Origin of the sequence: Rhizobium sp. S96 (genome assembly GCF_030382195.1) — a bacterium.
In the GTDB taxonomy this organism is placed as follows: domain Bacteria; phylum Pseudomonadota; class Alphaproteobacteria; order Rhizobiales; family Rhizobiaceae; genus Rhizobium.
The window spans coordinates 72,243-95,308 of the sequence record NZ_JAUDRY010000030.1 but is presented as its reverse complement, the minus strand read 5'-3'; the positions used below and the strand labels follow the sequence as shown (position 1 = coordinate 95,308).

Genomic DNA, 23,066 nt, shown 5'->3' with positions numbered 1-23,066 from the left:
AAGCACCACAAGCGGCCATCACGCTTCAATTGCCTTGAGCCATCGACGGACGATGGTGGCAAGAGCATCCGGAGCTTCCAACGGAATCATATGCCCGGTCTTTTCGATGATTTGTAAGCTCGATCCGACGATGCCGCGATGGAGTTCCTCTGCTTCCGCTCGACTTCTGAGCTTGTCATCCTCGCCGGCGACAATGAGACAGGGGTATGTGATTGCCGATAACGACGCTCGCTCGTCTTCCCGGTCGAGCAGAGATTGTCGACGGAAGACCTCGCCGCCCAGCCGCTGCGCCATCGATTTGATACGATCGATCAGATCGAGTCGGCTGGCATTATCTGGATACAGGGAGGACGCTACCGCGGCGGTGCTCAGGCCCTTGAAAATGAGGCCGTTCGGCTGCCCTGTGATCGCAGCCTTTCGCTGCCGTTGCAGGTCAGTGTCTCCTCTGGCAGATGTGGCGACCAAAACAAGAGCCTTCACCCGATGGGGAGCTTGGCGGACAATTTCCCGAGCCACGTAACCCCCCATCGAGAACCCCACGAGTATGAAAGCTTCCGGTGCACCAAGAAGTGCGCGCCGAGCCATGTCCTGTATCGAGCTGTCCTTCGAAAGGTCCACGCTTACGATCGGCTGGAAGTCGGCCAAGCCAGGCTCAACATCACGCCAGAGATCAGCATCGAGCATGAAGCCGGGTACGAGAAGTATGGACACGACATATTCGCCTTGATCATCGATGTACGCTGCTTCTGAGGTATTAGCCGCCATTAAATTGGACAGCAATCGGTGATCAGCAACGGTGGCTGTCAATGTCCGCTATGAGCGCCGAAAGACGACATCGACGGTCGGCCTTTCGTGCCATGGGCAGCGTAGGGTGATGACACTCTGTGCCACAGTACGGCTTCCAGACGCACGAAGACCGCCCCCAGGTTACCCGGTGCGGCAACAGCGAGGCCCAAGAGGAGATTTGGCGGCCGGCATCAGGCGCGTGTGTATCCCTCACGTGATGATGCCGACCATCATGCGGCCGTTAGCCGAACACCGCTTGCCGCAGCATTGCAAAGAGGCCGATGCGCGGTGGCGCCAGCATCGCGCGGATTTGGCGCGCCGCAGACGCGGCAGGAACGGTTGCTCCGAAATGGCAATAGCAGATGACGTCGTGAAGCTGAGCGTCTTCCAGCTCGAAGAACCGCTTCGCTTCGCCAAAGGTGTCGTCGCTCAGGCCGGCAGCGCGAAGGACAGGATCGCCGAAAGCAACCGACAGCGGCGAGTGATCGTTCCGCATGGCGGCGAGAACGTCCGGCGCTTGATATTCGGTCTCGAACAACGTCGATAGACGCCAATGAGGGTTCCGTTCCAGGAGTTCCGCCCAGCGGTCAAGCCGCTCCTCTCGGGACATCGGCCGAGCGCTGCAGGGTTGGACTTCTGCGACGGTCCGCAATTCATCAATGGTGTGATGTTTCATCTTTTGGACTCCGTTCAGACGTTGGTTGCTGCCCATGCCTCGCGGTCCCTGTGAGAATGGTGACCGCGCCGCAGGCAGAAGTCCAATCACGATCAGCAACAACGCTGACAAACGGCCAGCATTGGACAATTGCATTCGATTTGCGCTTTGCGCCGACAGCGCCCACTCGCTTGGATGGGGCGACCATGCCCGCTGCCAGTCTGGCAGGTTGCATCAAACGGGAACCTCAAGGCCCGCCTTGATGCGGTCCATCGCGACAAACGTCCGGAACTTTTTGACATTGTTGTTTCCTAAAAAGAGCCTTCTGGTTAGGGCTTCGTACGCCGTCATCGAGGGTACGGTGATGACCAGTACAAAGTCTGCCTCTCCCGTCACATAGTAGCAGAGCTGGATTTCGGGGATGGCCGCGAACTCGCGCTTTGCGTTTTCGATCTGCTCCGCCGTTTCGCTTATGACCTCGACCTCGACGAAGATGGTGATCGGGTGGCCGAGCGCGGCCGGATCAACGATCGCGACGTTCGCCTGGATCACGCCGGTCTCCGTCATCCTCTTTATCCGACGCTGAACCGCCGGAGCAGACAGGTTCACCGCTTCCCCGATCTTCCGTTGTGGCGTCAGATTGTCCTTTTGCAGGATGGCGAGGATCTGGCGATCGAAATCATCCAATGCCCACCGGCGCGCTGGTTCAGCCATTTCTCGAACCTCGATGAAACAAACTTGCAAATTGAGCCTCGAAATACAGCGCACTTTGCATGCCGACTGCAATATATTTCCACTCGAACAGAGCGAGGTCCACCATGTTTCTCAAGAATTCGAATGCGGCATACAAGGCTCCCCTCGATCCGCGTGATGCCGAAACGCTGGGTATGGACGCTGTTGCAACGGTTCAGCGCTTCCTCTCCTTCCGGGAAAACAACGCGGAGACGCCACTTGTCGCCTTGTCCGCGCTTGCTCGCGAACTTGGTGTCTCCAGCATTCACATGAAGGACGAGGGATTCAGGCTCGGCCTTGGCAGCTTCAAGGCGCTCGGCGGTTCCTATGCCGTGATCCGGCTTGTCCTCGAAGAGGCCAGCAAACGGTTGTCGCGGTCGGTTGATGTCTCCGAACTTCACACCCCTGAGGTCGCCGCTGTCGCAAAGACCATGACCGTCGCCTGTGCCACGGACGGCAACCACGGGCGCTCCGTCGCCCAAGGCGCCCAGCTCGTGGGTGCGAAGGCTGCGATCTTCGTTCATTCCGGCGTCAGCGCCGAGCGGATCGCCGCGATTGCCCGGTTCGGCGCCGACATGATCCGAGTTGAGGGAACCTACGACGAGTCGGTGAAAGAAGCGGCGAGGGTTGCCACGGAACGTGGCTGGACGATCGTGTCGGATACGTCGTGGTCGGGCTATGAACGAATCCCGGGCCTTGTCATGCAAGGGTACACCGCCCTCGTGCAGGAGGCGCTTCGGGAGATGTCCGAACCTCCGACGCATGTTTTCGTTCAATCGGGCGTCGGCGGTATCGCCGCGGCGGCCGCAGGTCACCTCGCAATCGCCCTCGGCGACCAGCGGCCGGTGTTCACCGTCGTGGATCCCGGTCGCGCCGCCTGCATTGTCGAAACCGCCAAGGCGGGGCATCCTGTCGTCATCGCGCATGGCGAACCGACCATCATGGCAATGCTGGAGTGCTACGAGCCCTCGCTCGTGGCTTGGCGCGTCCTTTCGCGGGTAGCCGACGCCTTCATGACCGTGGACGAGGACGATGCGATCGCCGTGATGAAACGGCTGGCCTTTCCAGCCCCGGGAGATCCGGCGGTCGTGGCGGGCGAAAGCGGCGGCGTGGGCCTGGCGGGGTTGATCAGGGCAATCAGCGATCCAGTGAGCAAGGCTGCGCTGGAGCTCGGGCCGCGTTCACGGGTTCTCGTCATCAACACCGAGGGTGCGACGGATCCGGCCAAATACGAAGAAATCGTCGGGCAAGCCCCTGACGACGTACTGAAACAAAATGCGAAAGTGATGGCATGACCGGATCATCGGTGAACACAGAGCGTCTGCTGGCACGCCTTAGCGAACTGGGCTCCACCGGCCGGGACGACACCGGGCGTCTCGTCCGGCTTGCCGCGACGAATGCAGACAAGCTCGGCCGCGACCGATTGGTCGGCTGGATGCAAGATGCCGGGTTGGAGATCGCGGTCGATCGCATCGGCAATATCTTTGGCATCTGGACACCGCCGGGTGCCGACAGCTCGGTCAAACCTCTGATGGTGGGTTCGCATATCGACACAGTTATCAACGCCGGTATCTTCGACGGATGCTACGGTGTTCTTGCCGGACTTGAGGTCATCGAGACCCTTATGGAAAGCGGTGTAACTCCCAAACGTCCGATCGCGGTCGGCGCGTTCACCAACGAGGAGGGCGTGCGCTACGCGCCTGACATGATGGGCTCTCTCGTCTATTCGGGAGGATTGGGCATCGAGGAGGCGCTGGCAACCGTTGGCACCGACGGGTCGACCCTCGGCGCCGAACTCGCCCGGATTGGTTATGCCGGGACGCACGAACCTGGCTTCCTGCAGCCTCACGCCTATCTGGAACTGCATATCGAACAGGGCCCGGTGCTGGAGCGCGAGGGCGCATCGATCGGCGCGGTCGAGAACCTCCAGGGAATTTCCTGGCAGAAGGTGACGATCGAAGGAGACGCCAACCATGCCGGCACGACCCCGATCTCGATGCGTCGAGATGCCGGGCTTGCGGCAGCGCGCATCATTACCTTCCTGCGCGAGCGGGCTCACGCCTCGAATACCCCGACCGTTGCGACGGTGGGCTGCATCGAATTCGAACCGAACGCGATCAACGTCATTCCTTCCAAGGCAACGTTGACCATCGACCTTCGCGATCCGGATGAGGAACGTCTGCTGACGGAGGAGAAAGCTCTGGCAGATTATATCCGCAAGCTCGCGATCGACGAACGCGTCACCATCTCGACGGAGCGTTTGGCGCGATTTCAGCCGGTGACGTTCGACAGCGGCATCGTCGACAGGATCGAGAAGGCGGCAGGCATGCGCGGATTGAGATCGAGAAGAATGACATCCGGCGCGGGGCACGACGCCCAGATGATCGCACGCATCGCACCATCCGCGATGATCTTCGTCCCGAGCATCGGCGGCATCAGCCATAACCCGAAAGAACATACGCCCGATATAGATCTGGTCGCGGGTGCCAACATCCTGTTGGACGTGGTTCGCGAACTGACGACCTCCGAGGATTGAACCGATGACTGACATCCAGAAGCTTCACGCAGAAATGACCGAGTGGCGCCGGCACCTGCATGCCAATCCGGAGTTCGGCTTCGGGGAACAGGCGACGTCAGCGTTCGTTGCGGCCAAGCTCAGGGAATTCGGTCTGGACGAGGTCGCTGAAGGCGTTGGCGGCACAGGGGTCGTGGGCACGCTCAAGCGCGGCACGGGAAACCGCGCCATTGCGCTTCGTGCCGACATGGACGCGCTGCGGATCACAGAACAAGGCGTCTCGCAATACAAGTCCCAGAACGCCGGCGTCATGCATGCCTGTGGCCACGATGGTCATACCGCGATGCTCCTGGGCGCGGCAAAGCTGCTGGCCGAGGAAGGTGGTTTTGATGGCACTGTCCGGTTTGTGTTCCAGCCAGCGGAGGAATGGGGCAGGGGCGCGCTCGCCATGATGTCTGATGGCCTTTTCGAACGGTTTCCCTTCGATGAAGTCTACGGCATCCACAATATGCCGGGCCTCCCAATTGGACATTTCGAAACCAAGGCAGGCGCCTTCATGTCCGCAGAGGACAATTTCGAGATCACCCTTACAGGCGTCGGCGGCCATTCGGCCCGTCCGCATTGGGGCAACGAGGTTCTGGTCGCGGCGTGCGCCCTGGTCACGAACCTCCAGACGATTGTCGCACGACGCATAGATCCTGCCGATATCGGCGTCGTCTCGGTGACAGAGCTTATCACCGATGGTACCAGAAACGCGCTGCCCGGCACTGCAAGGATCCTGGGTGACGCCCGCAGCTTTAAGAGCGATATCAGCGAGCGCATCGAAAAGCAGATGCGTGTGATCGCACAAGGCACTGCGCTCGCCTACAATGTCGAAGCAGACGTCACCTACACACGGGAGTTTGTGCCCTTGCTCAACGACCCCGTCCTCGCCGACGAGGCCATGACCGTTGCGGCAGAACTTCTCGGAGACGCAAACGTTCGGGTCACCGACAAGCCCATGACGGGATCCGAGGATTTCGCCCGGTTTCTCAGTCGGGTTCCGGGATGTTTCGTCTTCCTCGGAAACGGCAAGGACTCAGCGCCGCTTCACAATCCGACCTACGACTTCAACGATGAAGGCCTCGTCCATGGCATGCGCTTCCACGCCGGCATTGCGCGTCGACGTCTTACGCACAGCTAGTCGCAGGCATCGGCAGGAGACGTTTTGGCCCGCTCGGGTATCGCGCTGATACCTAACGCCTCAAGCAGTAAACCCATATCGGACGACGTGTTAGCTTACTTTGGGCAGGCACTCGTCGGGAGCAACGGGATTGCGTCTACGCCGCTAACGCTCGCTGAGTCCGGGCGCAACCCACTCGCGAATGATGCTGCCAAGCAGTTCTGCAGATTCCCGGTGCGGGTTGTGCCCAACCCCTCTGAGGATCTTGGAGATCCCATGACGACCTGCGATCCGCTCGGGGTGGGCGGCTGAGCCGTATTGGTCAAGTTCGCCATGGATCGCGAGCACAGGACATTTGAGAGCATCCAACGCGGCGTCGAGGCTCCAGCCGGCGAAATCGGGAGCGAGCCACGTATCGATCCAGGCTTGCAGAACCCAGCCTGTCTTTTCACCATGGTATTTCGCGAGACGGCGGAAGCTTTCCGTGGAGGAAAACTCGGCTTGCGCTTTCTTGATTCCCTCGATCGTCCGATCTTCGACGAAGGCTTGAGCGGCTATGGTAACCACCGCCTTGCACGTCTCGGGAAAAGCATAGCCGGTCTCCACAGCCATTCCGCCGCCAACGCTATGACCGCAGGCGACGAAGTCGCCGATCGACAGTTCCTTCAGCAGGATCGGAATGAAACTCACCGCTTCTTCGCGCACGAAACCCTCTTTGAGAGAGTCGGTTCGCGCTGCGGAGCGACCAAAGCCCAATCGGTCGTAGGCCAAAACCCTCCGGCCAGTCGCGATGGCCAGTTGCTTCGGAAAGTCTCTCCAAAGAGCGACACATCCCAGAGAGTCGTGAAACAACAAGATGGTCTGCTCGGACGCGAGGTCGGTCGGTGTCCATTGCTTGGAGTAGAGCCGGCCCTGTAAGCATTGGATCCAATGCTCGACCTCAAGCACCTGTGTCATTCGGGGTTCCAATCGGCGGCTGGGTTTGACATCTACCGCCGCCGCCGCCGGGGCGCCTAGAGCGGCATGATGCCGTCAACCCAATATGCCACCCGATGCCTGAAGTCGTTAGCCTGCTCGCGCGTTTCCAACCAGGCGGCATGACTATATTGCCCCCTGCATGCAATCTGATCGATCACAGAGAGGCCAGCCAACAGACCGACAACGAAAAGCAAACCGCGCATGCGGCCATATTAGTCATCCTCGATTTAGAATCCACTAACGTGTACTGCGACCCATACGGGCGCTGGATCCGGAACACGGCCCGATATCGCCCCATGGACGTGATCTGTCCGTGTCCCGGGCCAAGCCGAGCATTAGATCGGCTCGAAGCGCAGCACTCCCGCCACCCGTGGGCCGGCTGCGGAATCCGAGGGATGGGAAATTCCATCCATCACTTGGACTTCGTGAAAGACGCCCGCGATGCAGGCGACATTGACACCGAACTGGCTCGGATTCGAGCGGCGCTGATGGTGAGTATAGATGCCGCAGGTGCCGCAGAAATAATGCTTAGCGGTGCCAGTGTGAAACTGATAAAGCGTCAGCTTGTCTTCACCTTGGACAAATTCGATGTCGGAGAGCTGAGCAGAGACGGCGATTGCACCCCGCATCCGGCAGTAAGAGCATGAACAACGGCGTATCGTGTTGAATTCATCGGTCAGCCGAACTCGGAACCTTACGGAACCACAGTGGCAAGCTGCATCATGTTGTTGTCTCTCGTCGCTCATTATCAATCCACCGTACTGTTTTCCGCAATAACTAACCAAGCCGGACGCTGGCGGCAATCTTCGATCGCTCGACCTTCCTCGTTCGACAAGACACGCTGCCGAGGGTCTTTCGGAGCCTCGGCAACGGGAGCAATACTCCCCTAATTTTGCGGGGAGATGAATGTCACAATCCTGTTCGAATTGACGGCTAGACGGGCGAAAAATCGGCAACGAGGATCGGCAGATGGCAGAAGAGAAGCCCCTGGATTTCGCGGGAGAAATCGTGGACTTCGACGCCGGGCACGGCGAGGCAGCAACCGTCGAGATGGACGACTACAGCAAGAGCCTTGCCCAGGCGAAGGCAAAGTCGGTCAAGCTGGTGGACGCGATCACGGGAGCGGTGCTGAAGAAGAAAGACGCCATCCATTTTGACGATATGCGCCCCGCGCTCGCGGATTTCGTGCGACAGAAACATCCCGGTCTTCGCTCGGACGACTACATCAGCCGCAAGGTGGTCGATGACTATCGCGGCCAATACATTGCCGAGCTCCTGCGCGACGAACGCGGCGAGCTTTCCAACCTCGAAGACGAAGTCGTCGAGAGCCTGAAGAGCCATGACACGCTCGCCGAGAACATCGAGGAGGACTACGAGGAACACCGCTCGCTCGGCGACCGTGTCGCCGATGTGGTCGCAACCTTCGGCGGAAGCTGGACCTTCATCATATCCTTCTGCCTGTTCCTTGCCGTCTGGATGGGGATCAATCTGGCGCTTGGCGAAAAAAGCGCCTTCGACGTCTATCCCTTCATCCTACTCAACCTGATCCTGTCGACGATTGCGGCGCTGCAGGCGCCCATCATCATGATGAGCCAGCGCCGCCAGGAATCGAAGGATCGGTTGCGCGCGCTCAACGACTACAAGGTCAATCTCAAGGCCGAGCTGGAAATCCGCCACCTGCACGAAAAGGTCGATCACCTGTTGAACCGGCAGTGGGAGCGACTGACCGAAATCCAGCAGATCCAGATCGAAATGATGCTGGAACAGGCCAAGGCGGCGAACCGGGCGCTGAAGATGAGCAAGGCGCAGAAGACCAAGACCAATGCTCTGAAGAACCTGTTCAGCACAACACCCAAGACGCACGACAGCGACGAATAGGGCATCGCCCGGGGGCGAGCGGCCTAGCTGGACACCACGCAGGTCATCCACGACCACTCGCAAGCCCGTTGTCGAAACATGCCAATCAGGCTGCCCGATTTTGCAGATACCGGACGGCACATGCGATCGGCGACAATACGGGATGCTCGAACGTCGCCTTCAAGACTTCCGCGGCATGTCCCAGCGGCCCGCCTCCAATGATGACGGCCTGGGCTCGATCCTCCTCAAAGGATTTCTGCACCTCTATTGCGAGGTTGTCATGGAGCGCACGGGGATCACCGACAAGCGTTCGCGGGTCGTCGGCGGTACAGCGTATGCCACAATACTGCGCATCCAGGCCCAACCGATAGGCGTGCTGATCGATGGCATCGAGCAGGTCGGGCGTCGTTGTTGCGACCCCGAACCGCCGGCCGCCGGCAGCAGCCTCAAGCATCGACGCCTCGCAGATTCCAACGACCGGAACCGACACGCGCCGGCGCAGTTCTACCGCTCCTGGATCGCCGAAGGCACTGACGATTATGCCCACGCAATCGGGGGCGTGGGCTTGGCCGATCTCGACCACTTCGGCCGCAGAGGCCTCGAGCTCTGCCGGCATGACGATCATCGAAGGGCTGCGCGTCGCCGTGGCTCCCACCACGGCGACGCGTCCCTCCGCTGCAGTCTCGGCGATGGCAAGCATCATGCTCGTTGTCGCCTGCGAACTGTTCGGATTGATAAGCAGAATATGTTTCATCATGCGTTAGCCGGAGCCACGTCGAGAGGCGCATTGTCCCCTTCGGCGGGCTTGGTGACGTCCTCCATGGATTTGCCGTAAGTTTCTGGACCAAGCTGGATGCAGAAGGCGAAGATAGCATACATGACCGCGGCAAGGACGAAGACGCCGACCAGACCATGGCTATCGAACAAGGAACCAGCGATCGTCGGGAAGATCGAGCCCGCAGCCGATCCCGTCGCCAGGATGAAGGCGACACCGAAGCCACGGATGCGGGTCGGATAAAGCTCCGGTGCGTAAACCCAGATCGAGGTGTTGAGGAGCAGGACGAAGAACTGGAACACCGCGCCGAAGAGAAGCACGAGGTAGATGTTGACGCCCAGATAGACGATGGAAAGCGCGGCAAGGCAGGCCAGGATCGCACCCAAGGTCAGTACCTTCTTGCGGGGGAAATAGTATCCGAAGCAGGACGCAGCAATCGCACCGAGAACGCTGCCGCTCTGGATGATCATCGAATAGAGAAGACTGCCGGAATAGGTATAGCCCATGGACACGAAGATGCTTGGCATCAGCGTGAGGACCGAGAGCTGCGCACCATAGCTCATGAGGATGGCGATCGCGACCGAGATCGTGCGGCCGAGATAGGGCATCTTGAAGAGGTCGCGCCAGGCGCTTTTCGGAGCAGGAGAGGTCGTCCCTGTCTCCGTGAGGTAGGCGGTCACGGCAACATCGCGATTGGCGAGTGAACCACTCGCAAGGCGCGACAAGACGCCGTTGGCTTCCTTGATCCGGTTCTGCGAGAGGAGGAAACGCGGCGTTTCCGGAACAAGTCGCCGATAGAAGACGACGAGCAGTGCCGGAAGCGCGAGGGATGCAAATAGCCAGCGCCAGCCGTCATTGCCCGGAAAGATGGTGAAGACCAGCAAGCCGAATGCCGGAGCGAGGAAATTTCCGAAGCCGCCGGCTGCGACATTGACCATGCCGGCCGCCATCCCGCGGAACTTCGGGGAGCAGAACTCCGCAAGCATCGTGACCGCCGTCGATATTTCACCGCCAACACCAAAGCCGACGATTGCGCGGGCAAAGCAAAGGAAGGTGAAGCTGGGTGCGATTGCGCAGGCAGCCGAGCCTATGGTGAAAAGCAGAAGGTTGATTGCAAGCATCACACGCCGACCGTAGCGGTCGCCGATGATCCCGGACATTAGCCGCCCCAACGCCGCACTGGCAAAGGTGATGGTGTTGAGGAAGCCGATATCGGTTCCCGTCAGGGACCATTGGCTTTTCAGCATTGGCCCGATGACGCCAATGGTGTTCTGCTCGAAGCTGTCAAACAGGCATCCGACAAGAATAAGCGCGATGATTTGCTTGTGAGCCGTGGTCAAGCCGATACGGCTGAGAGCACCTTCCAGTTCCTTGACGGCAGGCGACGAATTGCCCGCCTGCACTATGGTTTCCGCTGCCATTTGAGTTCCACCTTATTGTTATTGTGAAAATCGATTTTCATGCTGAATTAAACGAAAACATAAAATCTTCCCTTCGTCCAACGATTTTCTGCTAAAAAATCAGCAATTATCACAATGCACAAATAAGCGCCATTCGGCTGAAGTTCAGGCGCTGAAGGCGCTTGCGAGATCCGATCGTTTTGTCCTATTTTTGTGAAAATGCATTTTCATGAGGCATGTCGTGAACGCAGATGCTCCTTCATTTCTGGCTCGCGCACGCGAGGCTCTCGACTCGCTTCATCCGGCCGAGCGCCGGCTCGGGGAGTTCGTGTGCGACTTTCCGGGAGAGCTTGCCGCCTATTCCGCGTCCGAGTTGGCAACACTGGCCCAGGTTTCGAATGCGACCGTTTCGCGCTTCGTCAAGCGGCTGGGATATGAGAACTACGAGGAAGCGCGCCGCCACGCCCGCGCCGAGACGCAGACCGGCTCCCGACTTTTTCTGTCCAAGGCAGCCGACAGTGCAGGCATCCAGTCGCTGCAGGCCCACGTCGCTCAAAGCATGGAAAATATAGAGGGCACATTCCTGGCCATCACGGATGGGCAAATCAATTCCGCCGTGGATGCCATTTTGACTGCCCGCAAAACGTGGGTTCTTGGCTTTCGTAGCAGCCACGCCTTCGCGGACTACCTGCGTTGGCAGATGACCCAGGTGATCGAAAACATCGTGTCGCTACCCGGCGGCGGGGAAACCCTGGGCGAGTACCTGATCAGCGTCACACCGGACGACGTCTTCATCGTGTTCGGCTTGCGCCGCCGCATCGCCAAGATGGATGCCATTCTGGCAATGATCGAAAAGAGCGGCGCCAAGCTTCTCTACATTACCGACGAAGGCGTCTCGCCTCGCTCGACCGCGACATGGCACCTCCGATGCCAGACCCTGGCACCGGGCCCGCTCTTCAATCACGTCGCCGTCATGGCGCTATGCCACCTGCTCGTGACAAGAGCCATTGAAAAGAGCAGCACGGCCGGTCGAAAGCGCCTGCGTGGTATCGAAGCCGTCGGCGATCTGCTGGAAGAACTCTAACCTCTCCTCCAAGCACCGGAACCAGCTATCGTCAGGGGCTGGCGAAGTCGACAATGTGCGCCACCAATTCCGCGTCCTGCCCTGCAAAACCGTGGTGCGCATCAAAGCGGCAGGGCTTGTCATTCTCCGTCCCGCCACTCAACCACTCGACCGTAGCGCGACCCTTTGACCAGGCGATAAAGGGCGCGACCCCTGCGGGGCTGGTGAACCGGCAGGCATCCTGGCGATGATGGATGACCAGCGTTGGCGGCAGCGCCGCCGGTGACCCCAGGATACTCGCAACGCTCAAGCCGGAGCCTGATTTCCTGCTGAGAAAACCAGACGTCAGAATCAGGCGATCAGGGCGGGCGCCAGCGCGAAGCCCTTCGGCGGCGCGTGGCGTTCCAGCACTCGCCGCGACGATCGTTACCGGCCGCTTCAATGCTTCCATGAAGAAAGCGATTGCCCCATGCAGATGCACGGATTGAAATTTAAACTCATCTCAATCCTGATTGCTCTGGAGGACCAGCAGATCATTCTGCTATCTCGAGGACCTCGACGCGGGAAGAGGAAACAACATTGATCGCCAGACGCAGACTGGGCAGCATCTCGCTGGACCTCACGGAACTCGGCTACGGCTGCGCGGCAATCGGCGGCATGTATCGCCCCATAACGCGACCGGAAGCGGAGGCCGCGGTGTCCGCTGCCTGGGAGGTCGGGATCCGTTATTTCGACACCGCGCCGGCCTATGGCGCTGGTTTTGCGGAACGTCTGCTTGGCGATTTTCTTCGAGGACATTCATCTGAGGACTATGTCCTGTCGACCAAGGTGGGGAAGCTGCTTCGCCCGTCCCTGTCGGCTCCTTCGGGCGTGATGCCGTTCGAAGTCGAATTCGACTATAGCTATGACGGCATCATGCGCTCATACGAGTTTAGCCTGGCACGGCTCGGTCTCGCCAAGGTCCACCTGTTGTTCGTGGACGATCTCGAACCAGCCACGCTGGGCTTTGCGAATTACCGCCAGCACTTCCCGAAGTTTCTCGACAGCGGCATGCGAGCTCTCGAGGAGTTGCGTTCCGCCGGCGATATTGCCGCGTTCGGGCTGGGCGTCAGCGATGTCGGTGCATGCATCGACGTGATGCATCGCGTCAAGCTCGACTGCCTACTGCTGAATGGCCGCTACACGCTGCTCGACAGAACGGCGGGGACGCGCGTGCTTGGAATGTGCAGACGATCGGGAACGCCACTCATCGTCGGAAGCCTCTTCAACGGCGGCATCCTCTCGCAAGACGACACGGAAACCGAAGACACCATGTCCTACGCCGCGCTCGCTCGCCGGATCGCAAGCGACGCGGGAGTAGACATCGCGACCGCGGCCGTACAATTCCCGCTGAGAGACCCCCTGGTCGTTTCGGCCATCTTCGGATCGACGCGAACGCAGCGCATCACCGCGGCCGCCGCTGGCCTTGCCGACCACATCTCCGAGAGCGTGTGGGGTCAATTCACCTCGTCAGCAGCCAACTGACCACCGATCGCTTACCTGCCAATGGTTTGCCTTGGCACCGATCGCATATCGCGATGCTTCCCTGCGGACAAAACATCTGGAAAGCGCCGAGTTAAACACCGAAGGCCGTCGGTCGCACGCGGCCGCAGGAACCCGATCGGCGCATCACAAATTTAAACCGTTCCAAATAAAATTGGACGGAAGTGGCTAGGCCAGAATTTTCTGCGTGAAGATTTTAACATTTATTGTCAGGCATTTACCTATTTTAGTTCCGTCCACATAGGCTTCCATACAAGAATCTCCATTGCAAATTTGGAACGTTCCAATTATTAAGATGCGCAATGGCCAAGGCCATGGGAGGATCTGATGACAAAAGGGCGGGTTACCGTCATCGATATTGCGAAGGCTGCGGGGGTGTCGAAGTCGACGGTCTCGCTGGTCCTGCAGGGCTCTTCCCTGGTCAACGAGGCGACGAGGACGAAAGTCAACGCGGTGATGCGCGAGCTTGGCTACGTCTACAATCGCGGCGCCGCCAACCTCAGGCAGTCCGGCTCGAAATCGAAAATCATCGGCGTCGTCGTCAATGATTTGACCAACGGCTTCTTTGCCGAACTGGCCGTCGGCGTCGATATGGTCGTCCAGTCGGCCGGCTTCGTGCAGTTCCTCTCCAACACAAGCGAAAGCCCGGACCGCCAGCGCGAAGTCATCGCCTCGATGCGCGAGCACGGCATTTCCGGCCTCATCCTCTCACCGGCGCGCGGCACCGAAGCATCGGACCTGAAACCGATCGTTGCCTCGGGCATCCCCGTCGTCGTTGCGGTTCGCAACGTACCAGGCGCAAAAGTCTCGTCGATCGCATCGGACAATCGCGAGGGTGTCTTTGCAGCCGTCCAGCATCTGGTATCGCTCGGCCATCGCAGGATCGCGTTCCTTGGGGGGTTCCGCGATACCGCCGTCTTCAACGAGCGCCTGGAGGGTTATCGCGCCGCAGTGGCTGCGTGCCGGGTCGAAGAGGACGATGATCTGATCGTCGACGCCGCGCCATCGAGGGCAGGCGGTGCCGAGGCGATTGGGCGGGCGCTGTCGATCGGCAACAAGCCGACCGCCGCCGTATGCTTCAATGACGCGGTTGCGTTCGGCGTATGCGACGGCCTTCGGGCGAAGGGCATCGAACCGGGCAGGGACTTTTCGATCGTCGGCTTCGACGACGTGATTGAGGCGAGGACGGCCGTTCCTGCTCTCACGACAATCTCGGTGGATCCGCAGGGGATGGGGCGGCGGGCGGCGCAACTCCTTCTGAAGCAGATAAGCGCCGGCAAGGCCGAAGCGGAGACGATCGTCTCCTCGGTACGGCTCGTGGTCCGGGACAGTTGCGGCGCAAGCAGCAGCACCCCTGTTGGGAGGGAGCAGGCATGACCGTCCGTTGGGGATTGATCGGTGCAAGCACGATCGCACACGAATGGGTCATTGACGCGATCCGCGCTGCAGGCGGCACGGTCTCGTCTGTCATGAGCTCAAACGCCGAGCGGGCGCGCAACTACGCTTCCGACAACGGCATCGCAAGCTTTACGACCGACATCGACGACATACTGTCGGACGCCGACATCGACGCCGTATACATCTCCACGACCAATGACCTTCATCATGGCCAGACGGTCGCCGCCGCCCGTGCCGGCAAGCACATATTGTGCGAAAAGCCGCTCGCACTCACCGTCGAGGATGCGAGAGCGATGCGCGACGCAGCCGCACGCGCCGGCGTTGTTCTCGCGACCAACCACCATCTGCGCAACGCTGCCACCCACACGGCGATCCGCGATGCCATCGCGGCGGGCAAGATCGGACGCCCGCTTTCAGCACGGGTCTTTCATGCCGGCTATCTGCCGACGCACCTACAGGGGTGGCGGCTCGACAAGCCTGCGGCAGGCGGAGGGGCGATCCTCGACCTGACCGTGCATGACGTTGACGCTTTGCGCTACGTGCTCGGCCGCAATCCGACCGAGGTCGTAGCCATCGCGCAATCCGGCGGGATGGGCAGCGAGGGTCTGGAAGACAGCGTGATGGGCGTCATTCGTTTCGAGGACGGCGTCATCGCCCAGTTCCACGATGGCTTCACCACCAGGTTCGTCGAAACCGGATTGGAAGTGCACGGCACCGAAGGTTCGCTCATCGGCCGAAATGTCATGACCCAGCGCCCCGTCGGTACCGTCGTGCTTCGCAACGGCGACGGCGAGCGCCAGCTGCCGACCGACGGCGGCAATCTCTACGAAGGCGTCATCAAGGCCTTCCACAGCGCAATAAACGAGGGATCGCCATCGGCCACGGCCGAGGACGGGATCTGGTCGCTTGCCACCGCGCTTGCGGTCAAGAAAGCGGTTGCGAGCGGTGCGGCGATCAAAGTTGAAACAGGACTTTAAGCGACATGAGCAAGCATATCACCCCGGCGCAGGCCGCAGCTCTCATTCCCGACGGTGCGATCGTTTCCGTTTCGTCTTCGAGCGGCCTCGGCTGCCCTGATCTGATGCTGAAGGCGATCGGCGAACGTTTCGAGACGACCGGCCATCCGCGCGACTTGACGACGCTTCATCCAATCGCCGCGGGCGACATGAGCGGCATCAAGGGCGTCGACTACATCGCGAAAAAGGGCCTTCTCACGAAGATCATCGGCGGCTCCTACCCGTCCGGCCCGTCCAGCGCCGAGCCGCCCCTGATCTGGCAGATGATCACCAACAACGAGATCCCGGCCTACAACATTCCGTCCGGCATCATGTTCGATATCCACCGCGAGGCAGCGGCAAAGCGCCCCGGCGTTCTCACGAAAGTGGGCATGGAAACCTTCGTCGACCCGAACAGGCAGGGCTGCGCGATGAACGAGCTCGGCGCAGGCGAGCCGGTCGTCAAGCGTGTCAGTTTCGAGGGTGACGACTATCTCTTCTTCCCGTCGATCATACCGCAGGTCGTGATCATTCGCGCCACCACCGCCGACGAGCGCGGCAACCTGACCTACGAACATGAGGGCGCCTATCTCGGCGGCCTCGATCAGGCGCTTGCGGCCCGCAACAACGGCGGCATCATCATCGCCCAGGTCAAGCGCATAACCAAGGAAGGCTCCCTGAAGCCGCACGATGTTCGCGTGCCCGGCATGCTTGTCGATTACGTCGTCGTCGATCCCGACCAGAAGCAGACCACCCAGACCCTCTACGACCCCGCGATATCGGGAGAGATATTCCGGCCGCTGGACACGTTCAGGGTACCTGAATTCAACATACAGAAAGTCATCGCCCGCCGCGTCGCGCAGGAATTGCAGGACGGCAGCTGCGTCAATCTCGGTTTCGGCATTTCGGCAAACGTACCCCGCATTCTGATGGAGGAGGGGCTACATGGCGCCGTGACGTGGGTCATCGAGCAGGGTGCGGTGGGAGGCGTGCCTTTGCTCGACTTCGCGTTCGGCTGCGCATCAAATGCCGACGCCTACATGCCATCACCCTATCAGTTCACCTACTTCCAGGGCGCCGGCTTCGACGCCTCGCTTCTGTCATTCCTCGAGATCGGCCGAGACGGTTCGGTCAATGTGTCGAAGCTTTCCTTCCGCCCGCATGTCACCGCAGGCGCCGGCGGTTTCGTCGACATCACGGCACGCGCGAAGAAGATCGTCTTCTCCGGCATGTTCAACGCCGGCGCAAAGCTTGCCATCGAAAACGGGACGCTCGCCATCGAGAAGGAAGGCAAGCTCAAGAAGCTGGTCAACGAGGTCGAGCACGTCACCTTCTCGGGCAAGCGGGCGGTGGAGCAAGGACAGGACATCACCTACGTCACCGAACGCTGTGTGATGAAGCTGACGCCGAAGGGGATCGTGCTCACGGAGATCGCTCCGGGCGTCGACCTCAAGCAACACATTCTTGATCAATCCGAATTCCCGCTGATTGTGTCCGAAAATCTCAAGACCATGGACGCAAGCCTCTTTGCCGAGGCGACCATTGGCCTTTCGCTTCCCAAGAAGGCTGCCCGCGTTCTGGAGGGCGTCTTCAATGGCTAGCGGCACCGTAAAAGTCGAGATCGACGGTCATGTTGCAACGATGACGGTCTCCCGACCGGAGAAGTTGAACGCACTCGATCTGGACATGCTGCGCGCACTCTCTGACGCGGCGGACGAGGTGGAAGCCAATGCCCAAATCCGGGTAGCCATCCTGACGGGCGAGGGGAAGGGGTTCTCGGCCGGCGGCGATATCAGGGCGTGGGGCGGCATGCGTCCGGAAGAATTCGGCCATGCGTGGGTGCGCCACGGCCACCGCATTTTCGAGCGCCTCGCCACGCTTCGGGTCCCGCTTATTGCGGCTCTCAACGGCCATGCGCTTGGTGGCGGCCTTGAACTTGCCGGCGTCGCAGACATTCGCATCGCCGAACAGCAGATCAAGATCGGGCTTCCGGAAACCGGGCTCGGCATGGTGCCGGGCTGGTCCGGCACCCAGCGGCTGGTCAGGCGCTTCGGCGCGCAGGTCGTTCGTCGCATGGCCCTCGGCGGCGAAATCTTCAGCGCGGATGAAGCGCAGGCGCTCGGCATTGTCGATGCGGTCACCACGACCGGCAACGCCCTTGCTGCTGCAAACGACTATGTCGCACGGATCGCGGCACGTGGTCCAGCGGCGCTTGAAGTCGTCAAGCTCATGATTGCCTGCGCCAATGGCGAGGACAACGGCACGGCCGTCGAGGCTCTGGGATCGATCCTCGTCGCGAAGACCGGCGACCTCAGGGAGGGCGTTGCTTCCTTCACGGAGAAGCGTGCCGCACAGTTTAAAGGAGAATGGTAATGACGGTTCTGGTTACGCCGAAGGCCCTTGCCGACCACAAGGCGCGCGATTTCAAGATGTTTATCGATGGCAAATGGGAAGCCGGCGGGTCCCAGCCCATCGAACGCGTCGCACCGAGCCACGGCGTCGTTGTCAGCCGCTACCCGATGGGAACGAAGGCTAACGCCGAACGCGCAATCGCCGTTGCCCGCAAGGCCTTCGACCATGGCCCATGGCCTCGGATGACGGCCTCCGAACGCGCGAACGTTCTGCTCAAGGCCGCCGATCTTATCGCCGCTCGATCGGAAGAACTCGCCTATCTCGATGCGATCGAGGCAGGTAAGCCGATTTCCCAGGTGCGCGGTGAAATCGCGGGATCCGTCGACATCTGGCGCTATGCGGCAGCCCTTTCGCGCGATCTGCACGGCGAGAGCTACAACACGCTCGGCGATGGAACTCTGGGTGTTGTCCTTCGCGAGGCGATCGGCGTCGTGTCGATCATTACCCCTTGGAACTTCCCCTTCCTGATCGTCGGACAGAAGCTGCCGTTCGCGCTCGCAGCCGGGTGCACCACAGTCGTCAAGCCGTCCGAGCTCACCTCGGGATCGACGCTTCTTCTGGGCGAAATCCTGCAGGAAGCCGGGCTCCCCGACGGTGCAGTCAATATCGTCACCGGGACTGGGCCGGAAGTCGGTGCGATCATGACGACCCATCCTGACGTCGACATGGTCTCGTTCACGGGTTCGACGGGCGTCGGCAAGCTAACCATGACCAATGCCGCCCAGACGCTGAAAAAAGTGTCGCTCGAACTCGGCGGCAAGAACCCGCAGATCGTATTTCCCGATGCGGATCTCGATGCCTTCATCGACGCTGCGGTATTCGGCGCCTACTTCAATGCTGGCGAATGCTGCAACGCCGGCTCCCGCCTGATCCTTCACAAGAGCATCGCCTCCGACGTCGTCAAGCGCGTCGCCGAACTCGCCAGGGAGGTGAAGGTCGGCGATCCCCTCGACCCGACTACCCAGGTCGGCGCGATCATCACGCCGCAGCATCTCGAAAAGATCAGCGCCTACGTCTCTGCAGCGAAAGGCAATGGGGCGAAGGTCGCCCATGGAGGGGAAGCGCTCGATTTCGGGATGGGCCAGTTCATGGCCCCGACCATCCTCGAAGCGGTAACGCCGACCATGGCGGTCGCGCGCGAAGAGGTCTTCGGACCGGTCCTTTCGGTGCTGACCTTCGAAACCGCCGCAGATGCGATCGAAATCGCCAACGCCGTCGATTACGGCCTTTCGGCCGGCGTCTGGAGCCGTGACTTCGATACCTGCCTGACGATCGGCCGCAAGGTGCGCGCCGGAACCGTGTGGATGAACACCTTCATGGACGGCGCCTCCGAGCTGCCGTTCGGCGGATACAAACAGTCGGGCCTCGGCCGCGAACTGGGGCGCCACGCCGTGGAGGACTACACCGAGACGAAGACGCTCAACATGCATATCGGCGCTCGCACGAACTGGTGGATGCCGAAGAGCTAATACCGGCATGGCCGGCCACAAGACTACGCCTGAGGAGGGCGGGTAATCGGTGCGGGAATGGTCTCGCACCTTCAAACTTGCACTGGGAGGTTTTAATGGGCAAGTTTCTGACATCTACCGCTGTGATCGCACTGGCGATTGCTAGCGCGACGACAGTGGTACGCGCTGCCGACGTCAAGGAAGTGCAGATGCTGCACTGGTGGACGTCTGGCGGCGAAGCTGCGGCACTGAACGTGCTGAAGGGTGATCTGGCCAAGGAAGGCTACGCCTGGAAGGACGTTCCGGTCGCTGGCGGCGGCGGCGACGCGGCAATGACCGCGCTGAAGGCGATGGTTGCGGCAGGCACCTATCCGACGGCTTCACAGATGCTCGGCTATACCGTGCTTGATTACGCCCAGGCCGGCGTCATGGGCGACCTCACCGAGACCGCCAAGAAGGAAGGCTGGGACAAGTCCGTTCCGGCGGCCCTGCAGAAGTTCTCCGTCTATGACGGCAAGTGGGTCGCAGCCCCTGTCAACGTCCACTCCGTCAACTGGCTGTGGATCAACAAGGCGGTGATGGACAAGATCGGCGGCACCGAGCCGAAGACCTTCGATGACCTGATCGCGTTGCTCGACAAGGCCAAGGCAGCCGGCGTCATTCCGCTCGCGCTGGGCGGCCAGAACTGGCAGGAAGCGACGATGTTCGATTCCATCGTTCTGTCGACCGGTGGACCGGAGTTCTACAAGAAGGCAATGAACGACCTCGACGAAGAATCGCTGAAGTCGGACACGATGAAGAAGTCCTTCGACAACCTTGCCAAGATCAAGGAATACGTCGATCCGAACTTCTCCGGCCGCGACTGGAACCTTGCGACCGCCATGGTCATCAAGGGTGACGCGCTGGTGCAGGTCATGGGCGACTGGGCCAAGGGCGAATTCGTAGCGGCGAAGAAGACGCCGAACACGGATTTCCTGTGCTACCGCTTCCCCGGCACGGATGGCAGCGTGATCTACAACTCCGACATGTTCGGCATGTTCAACGTGCCTGACGATCGCAAGGCGGCCCAGGTGGCGCTCGCGACGGCCACGCTGTCGAAGAGCTTCCAGTCGGCGTTCAACGTCGTCAAGGGCTCGGTTCCGGCCCGTACCGACGTTCCGGATACCGATTTCGACGCCTGCGGCAAGAAGGGTATCGCTGATCTCAAGGCTGCCAACGAAGGCGGCACGCTGTTCGGCTCGCTCGCCCAGGGCTACGGCGCCCCTCCTGCTGTCGCCAACGCCTACAAGGACGTCGTGTCCAAGTTCGTGCACGGCCAGATCAAGACATCCGACCAGGCTGTCGAAGAACTCGTCAAGGCAATCGACGACGCACGTTAAGACCGGATGACAGTCTTCCCCGCGGCATTGGCGGGGAAGATTCCCGATCGATTACTTCCCTCGAAGGGACCTCGACCATGAGCAGTGTCGCTACCAGCGAACCCATTCTTACGTCCGCGAAATCGGTGCCGATGCGCACGCGCTTGCAGAACGCATTGCCGCAAATCGTGCTGGCGCCAAGCTTCGCCGTCACGATCATCTTCGTGTACGGCTTCATCGTCTGGACGGCCTACCTGTCCTTCACCAACTCCAAGACGTTCCCGTCCTACACCCTGACGGGAGCCCGCGCCTACCAGCGTCTGTGGCACTGGACCTTCGAGAACGATCCGCCATCGAGCTGGTACACCTCGATCACCAACATGGGGATCTTCGGCTTCCTTTACATCGGCATCTGCCTGGCGCTCGGCCTGTTCCTGGCCATTCTGCTCGACCAGAAGATCCGCGGTGAGGGGCTTCTGCGACCGATCTACCTTTACCCGATGGCGCTTTCCTTCATCGTCACAGGTGTTGCCTGGAAATGGTTCCTCGATCCGGGCCTCGGGCTCGAACAGACCTTGCACCAGTGGGGCTGGACGAGCTTCCACTTCGACTGGATCAAGAACAAGGATTTCGTGATCTACACGGTGGTCATCGCCGGTGTCTGGCAGGCCTCCGGCTTCGTCATGGCGATGTTTCTCGCAGGGCTGCGGGGTATCGACGGCGAGATCATGAAGGCCGCGCAGATCGACGGCGCGACCACGGGCCAGCTTTACCGGCGCATCATCATTCCACTCCTGCGCCCGGTGTTTCTCTCGGCCTTCATCGTCCTCGCGCACATGGCGATCAAGTCCTACGACCTTGTCGTTGCCTTGACCTCCGGCGGCCCCGGCGGTTCCGCCTGGCTGCCGTCGAACTTCATGTATGAGTACACCTTCAAGCGTAACGAGATGGCCGTCGGATCGGCGAGCGCGATCATCATGCTGATGACGATCTCCGCCATCATCGTTCCCTATCTCTATTCCGAACTGAAGGAGAAGGCGCGATGACCTCTATCTCCGCCTCGGTCGCGCCTTCCAAAGGTGGCGCAAACTCGCGCTGGATCGGCCGCACCATCATCTATGGCCTGCTCGTATTCTTCGCGATCATCTACCTGATGCCGCTCTTCGTCATGCTGGTCACGTCGTTCAAGACCATGGACGAGATCCAGAACGGCAACATGCTGTCGCTGCCTCAATCGCCGACGATCGAGCCCTGGTTCAAGGCCTGGGGTGAGGCCTGCGTCGGCCTGACCTGCGCCGGGATCAAGGGCTACTTCTGGAACTCGATCAAGATGGTGGTTCCCGCCGTTGCGATCTCGACCATTTTAGGCGCGCTCAACGGCTACGTGCTGACAAAATGGCGCTTCCCGGGCCACACGCTGGTCTTCGGCTTGATGCTGTTTGCCTGCTTCATTCCGTTCCAGTCGGTGCTGCTGCCGATGGCGACGATCCTTGGAAGCCTCGGGCGTTTTGGCAACACGCTTCGCAATGAGATCGGCGTCTCGCTTGGTTTCGGGAACTCCACGGTCAACCTGGTGATCGTCCACGTGATCTATGGCCTTGGCTTCACGACGCTGTTCTTCCGGAACTACTACGAGGCTTTCCCGAACGAACTGGTGCGGGCCGCGCAGGTCGACGGCGCGAGCTTCTTCCAGATCTTCCGTCGTATCATGCTGCCGAACTCGCTGCCGATCATCGTCGTCACCGTCATCTACCAGTTCACCAACATCTGGAACGACTTCCTCTTCGCCTCGGCCTACGCCGGCTCGGGCGAATCCATGCCGATGACGGTGGCGCTGAACAACGTCGTCAACACCTCGACCGGTGTCGTCGAATACAACGTCAATATGGCGGCCGCGATGATCGCCGCCACGCCGACCCTCCTCGTCTACATTCTCGCCGGCCGCTACTTCGTGCGCGGACTGATGGCGGGTGCTGTCAAAGGATAAATC

At 60.5% G+C, this 23,066-nt stretch carries 22 protein-coding genes; 14 read left to right on the top strand and 8 right to left on the bottom strand.

Going from position 1 to position 23,066, the window contains the following annotated elements:
- Positions 1-18 precede the first annotated feature (18 nt).
- The 3 genes from QTL94_RS22505 to QTL94_RS22495 all read right to left on the bottom strand — a co-directional run bounded on the left by QTL94_RS22505 (position 19) and on the right by QTL94_RS22495 (position 2,155).
- A complete protein-coding gene (locus QTL94_RS22505) occupies positions 19-807 on the bottom strand; it encodes an alpha/beta fold hydrolase (RefSeq protein ID WP_289803161.1) in 789 nt (262 codons plus the stop codon).
- Positions 808-1,027: 220 nt separating this feature from the next.
- Positions 1,028-1,462, bottom strand: a complete 435-nt coding sequence (locus QTL94_RS22500; RefSeq protein WP_289803160.1) for a hypothetical protein — start codon at positions 1,460-1,462, stop codon at positions 1,028-1,030.
- A 213-nt stretch (positions 1,463-1,675) separates the two neighbouring features.
- The gene (locus QTL94_RS22495) at positions 1,676-2,155 is read right to left on the bottom strand and encodes an Lrp/AsnC family transcriptional regulator (RefSeq protein ID WP_289803159.1); all 480 of its coding nucleotides are present in this window, start codon (positions 2,153-2,155) and stop codon (positions 1,676-1,678) included.
- A gap of 104 nt (positions 2,156-2,259) precedes the next feature.
- Between QTL94_RS22495 and QTL94_RS22490 the strand changes: the two genes are divergently transcribed.
- The 3 genes from QTL94_RS22490 to QTL94_RS22480 are packed head-to-tail and all read left to right on the top strand — an operon-like array spanning position 2,260 to position 5,871.
- Positions 2,260-3,468 (top strand): diaminopropionate ammonia-lyase, encoded by a 1,209-nt coding sequence (locus QTL94_RS22490; protein ID WP_289803158.1) that lies wholly within the window; start codon positions 2,260-2,262, stop codon positions 3,466-3,468.
- Positions 3,465-4,709, top strand: coding sequence for a Zn-dependent hydrolase (locus QTL94_RS22485; protein WP_289803157.1), 1,245 nt, complete (start codon positions 3,465-3,467; stop codon positions 4,707-4,709). Before QTL94_RS22490 ends, QTL94_RS22485 begins: the two co-directional genes overlap by 4 nt.
- Positions 4,710-4,713: 4 nt before the next feature.
- Positions 4,714-5,871, top strand: a complete 1,158-nt coding sequence (locus QTL94_RS22480; protein WP_289803156.1) for a M20 aminoacylase family protein — start codon at positions 4,714-4,716, stop codon at positions 5,869-5,871.
- Between the two features lie 144 nt (positions 5,872-6,015).
- Here the strand turns inward: QTL94_RS22480 and QTL94_RS22475 are convergent, their stop codons facing one another.
- Together QTL94_RS22475 and QTL94_RS22470 are read right to left on the bottom strand one after the other, a co-directional pair.
- Positions 6,016-6,807, bottom strand: a complete 792-nt coding sequence (locus QTL94_RS22475; RefSeq protein ID WP_289803155.1) for an alpha/beta fold hydrolase — start codon at positions 6,805-6,807, stop codon at positions 6,016-6,018.
- 356 nt (positions 6,808-7,163) lie between these two features.
- Positions 7,164-7,574 (bottom strand): GFA family protein, encoded by a 411-nt coding sequence (locus tag QTL94_RS22470; protein WP_289803154.1) that lies wholly within the window; start codon positions 7,572-7,574, stop codon positions 7,164-7,166.
- Positions 7,575-7,797: 223 nt separating this feature from the next.
- Between QTL94_RS22470 and QTL94_RS22465 the strand changes: the two genes are divergently transcribed.
- Positions 7,798-8,706, top strand: a complete 909-nt coding sequence (locus QTL94_RS22465) for a DUF1003 domain-containing protein (protein WP_065691826.1) — start codon at positions 7,798-7,800, stop codon at positions 8,704-8,706.
- 85 nt (positions 8,707-8,791) lie between these two features.
- On the opposite strand, the gene QTL94_RS22460 is transcribed toward QTL94_RS22465, so the two are convergent.
- Positions 8,792-9,442 carry an aspartate/glutamate racemase family protein gene (locus QTL94_RS22460; protein WP_065691827.1) on the bottom strand — a complete coding sequence of 217 codons (651 nt, stop codon included), beginning with the start codon at positions 9,440-9,442 and terminating at the stop codon, positions 8,792-8,794.
- Complete coding sequence (locus QTL94_RS22455) at positions 9,439-10,881, bottom strand: MFS transporter (RefSeq protein WP_289803153.1); 1,443 nt, start codon at positions 10,879-10,881, stop codon at positions 9,439-9,441. Before QTL94_RS22455 ends, QTL94_RS22460 begins: the two co-directional genes overlap by 4 nt.
- 220 nt (positions 10,882-11,101) lie before the next feature.
- On the opposite strand from QTL94_RS22455, the gene QTL94_RS22450 reads away from it, so the two are divergent.
- A complete protein-coding gene (locus QTL94_RS22450) occupies positions 11,102-11,944 on the top strand; it encodes a MurR/RpiR family transcriptional regulator (RefSeq protein ID WP_289803152.1) in 843 nt (280 codons plus the stop codon).
- 31 nt (positions 11,945-11,975) lie between these two features.
- On the opposite strand, the gene QTL94_RS22445 is transcribed toward QTL94_RS22450, so the two are convergent.
- Positions 11,976-12,374, bottom strand: coding sequence for a hypothetical protein (locus QTL94_RS22445; protein ID WP_354666070.1), 399 nt, complete (start codon positions 12,372-12,374; stop codon positions 11,976-11,978).
- Between the two features lie 128 nt (positions 12,375-12,502).
- On the opposite strand from QTL94_RS22445, the gene QTL94_RS22440 reads away from it, so the two are divergent.
- The 9 genes from QTL94_RS22440 to QTL94_RS22400 all read left to right on the top strand — a co-directional run bounded on the left by QTL94_RS22440 (position 12,503) and on the right by QTL94_RS22400 (position 23,063).
- The gene (locus QTL94_RS22440; RefSeq protein WP_289803151.1) at positions 12,503-13,447 is read left to right on the top strand and encodes an aldo/keto reductase; all 945 of its coding nucleotides are present in this window, start codon (positions 12,503-12,505) and stop codon (positions 13,445-13,447) included.
- A gap of 345 nt (positions 13,448-13,792) precedes the next feature.
- Complete coding sequence (locus QTL94_RS22435) at positions 13,793-14,842, top strand: LacI family DNA-binding transcriptional regulator (protein ID WP_289803150.1); 1,050 nt, start codon at positions 13,793-13,795, stop codon at positions 14,840-14,842.
- Entirely contained in the window at positions 14,839-15,840 is a 1,002-nt protein-coding gene (locus tag QTL94_RS22430) for a Gfo/Idh/MocA family protein (RefSeq protein WP_289803149.1), read from the top strand. The genes QTL94_RS22435 and QTL94_RS22430 overlap by 4 nt, the downstream gene beginning before the upstream one ends.
- A gap of 5 nt (positions 15,841-15,845) precedes the next feature.
- Positions 15,846-17,459 carry an acyl CoA:acetate/3-ketoacid CoA transferase gene (locus QTL94_RS22425; RefSeq protein WP_289803148.1) on the top strand — a complete coding sequence of 538 codons (1,614 nt, stop codon included), beginning with the start codon at positions 15,846-15,848 and terminating at the stop codon, positions 17,457-17,459.
- The gene (locus QTL94_RS22420) at positions 17,452-18,231 is read left to right on the top strand and encodes an enoyl-CoA hydratase/isomerase family protein (RefSeq protein ID WP_289803147.1); all 780 of its coding nucleotides are present in this window, start codon (positions 17,452-17,454) and stop codon (positions 18,229-18,231) included. The genes QTL94_RS22425 and QTL94_RS22420 overlap by 8 nt, the downstream gene beginning before the upstream one ends.
- A complete protein-coding gene (locus QTL94_RS22415) occupies positions 18,231-19,739 on the top strand; it encodes an aldehyde dehydrogenase family protein (protein WP_289803146.1) in 1,509 nt (502 codons plus the stop codon). The genes QTL94_RS22420 and QTL94_RS22415 overlap by 1 nt, the downstream gene beginning before the upstream one ends.
- A 95-nt stretch (positions 19,740-19,834) precedes the next feature.
- Positions 19,835-21,097: an ABC transporter substrate-binding protein gene (locus QTL94_RS22410; RefSeq protein WP_289803145.1), complete on the top strand. Its 1,263-nt coding sequence runs from the start codon at positions 19,835-19,837 to the stop codon at positions 21,095-21,097.
- A 77-nt stretch (positions 21,098-21,174) separates the two neighbouring features.
- On the top strand, positions 21,175-22,122 hold the full coding sequence (locus QTL94_RS22405) for a carbohydrate ABC transporter permease (protein WP_289803144.1): 948 nt from the start codon (positions 21,175-21,177) through the stop codon (positions 22,120-22,122).
- Positions 22,119-23,063: a carbohydrate ABC transporter permease gene (locus QTL94_RS22400; protein ID WP_289803143.1), complete on the top strand. Its 945-nt coding sequence runs from the start codon at positions 22,119-22,121 to the stop codon at positions 23,061-23,063. The genes QTL94_RS22405 and QTL94_RS22400 overlap by 4 nt, the downstream gene beginning before the upstream one ends.
- The last annotated feature ends 3 nt before the right edge of the window (positions 23,064-23,066 follow it).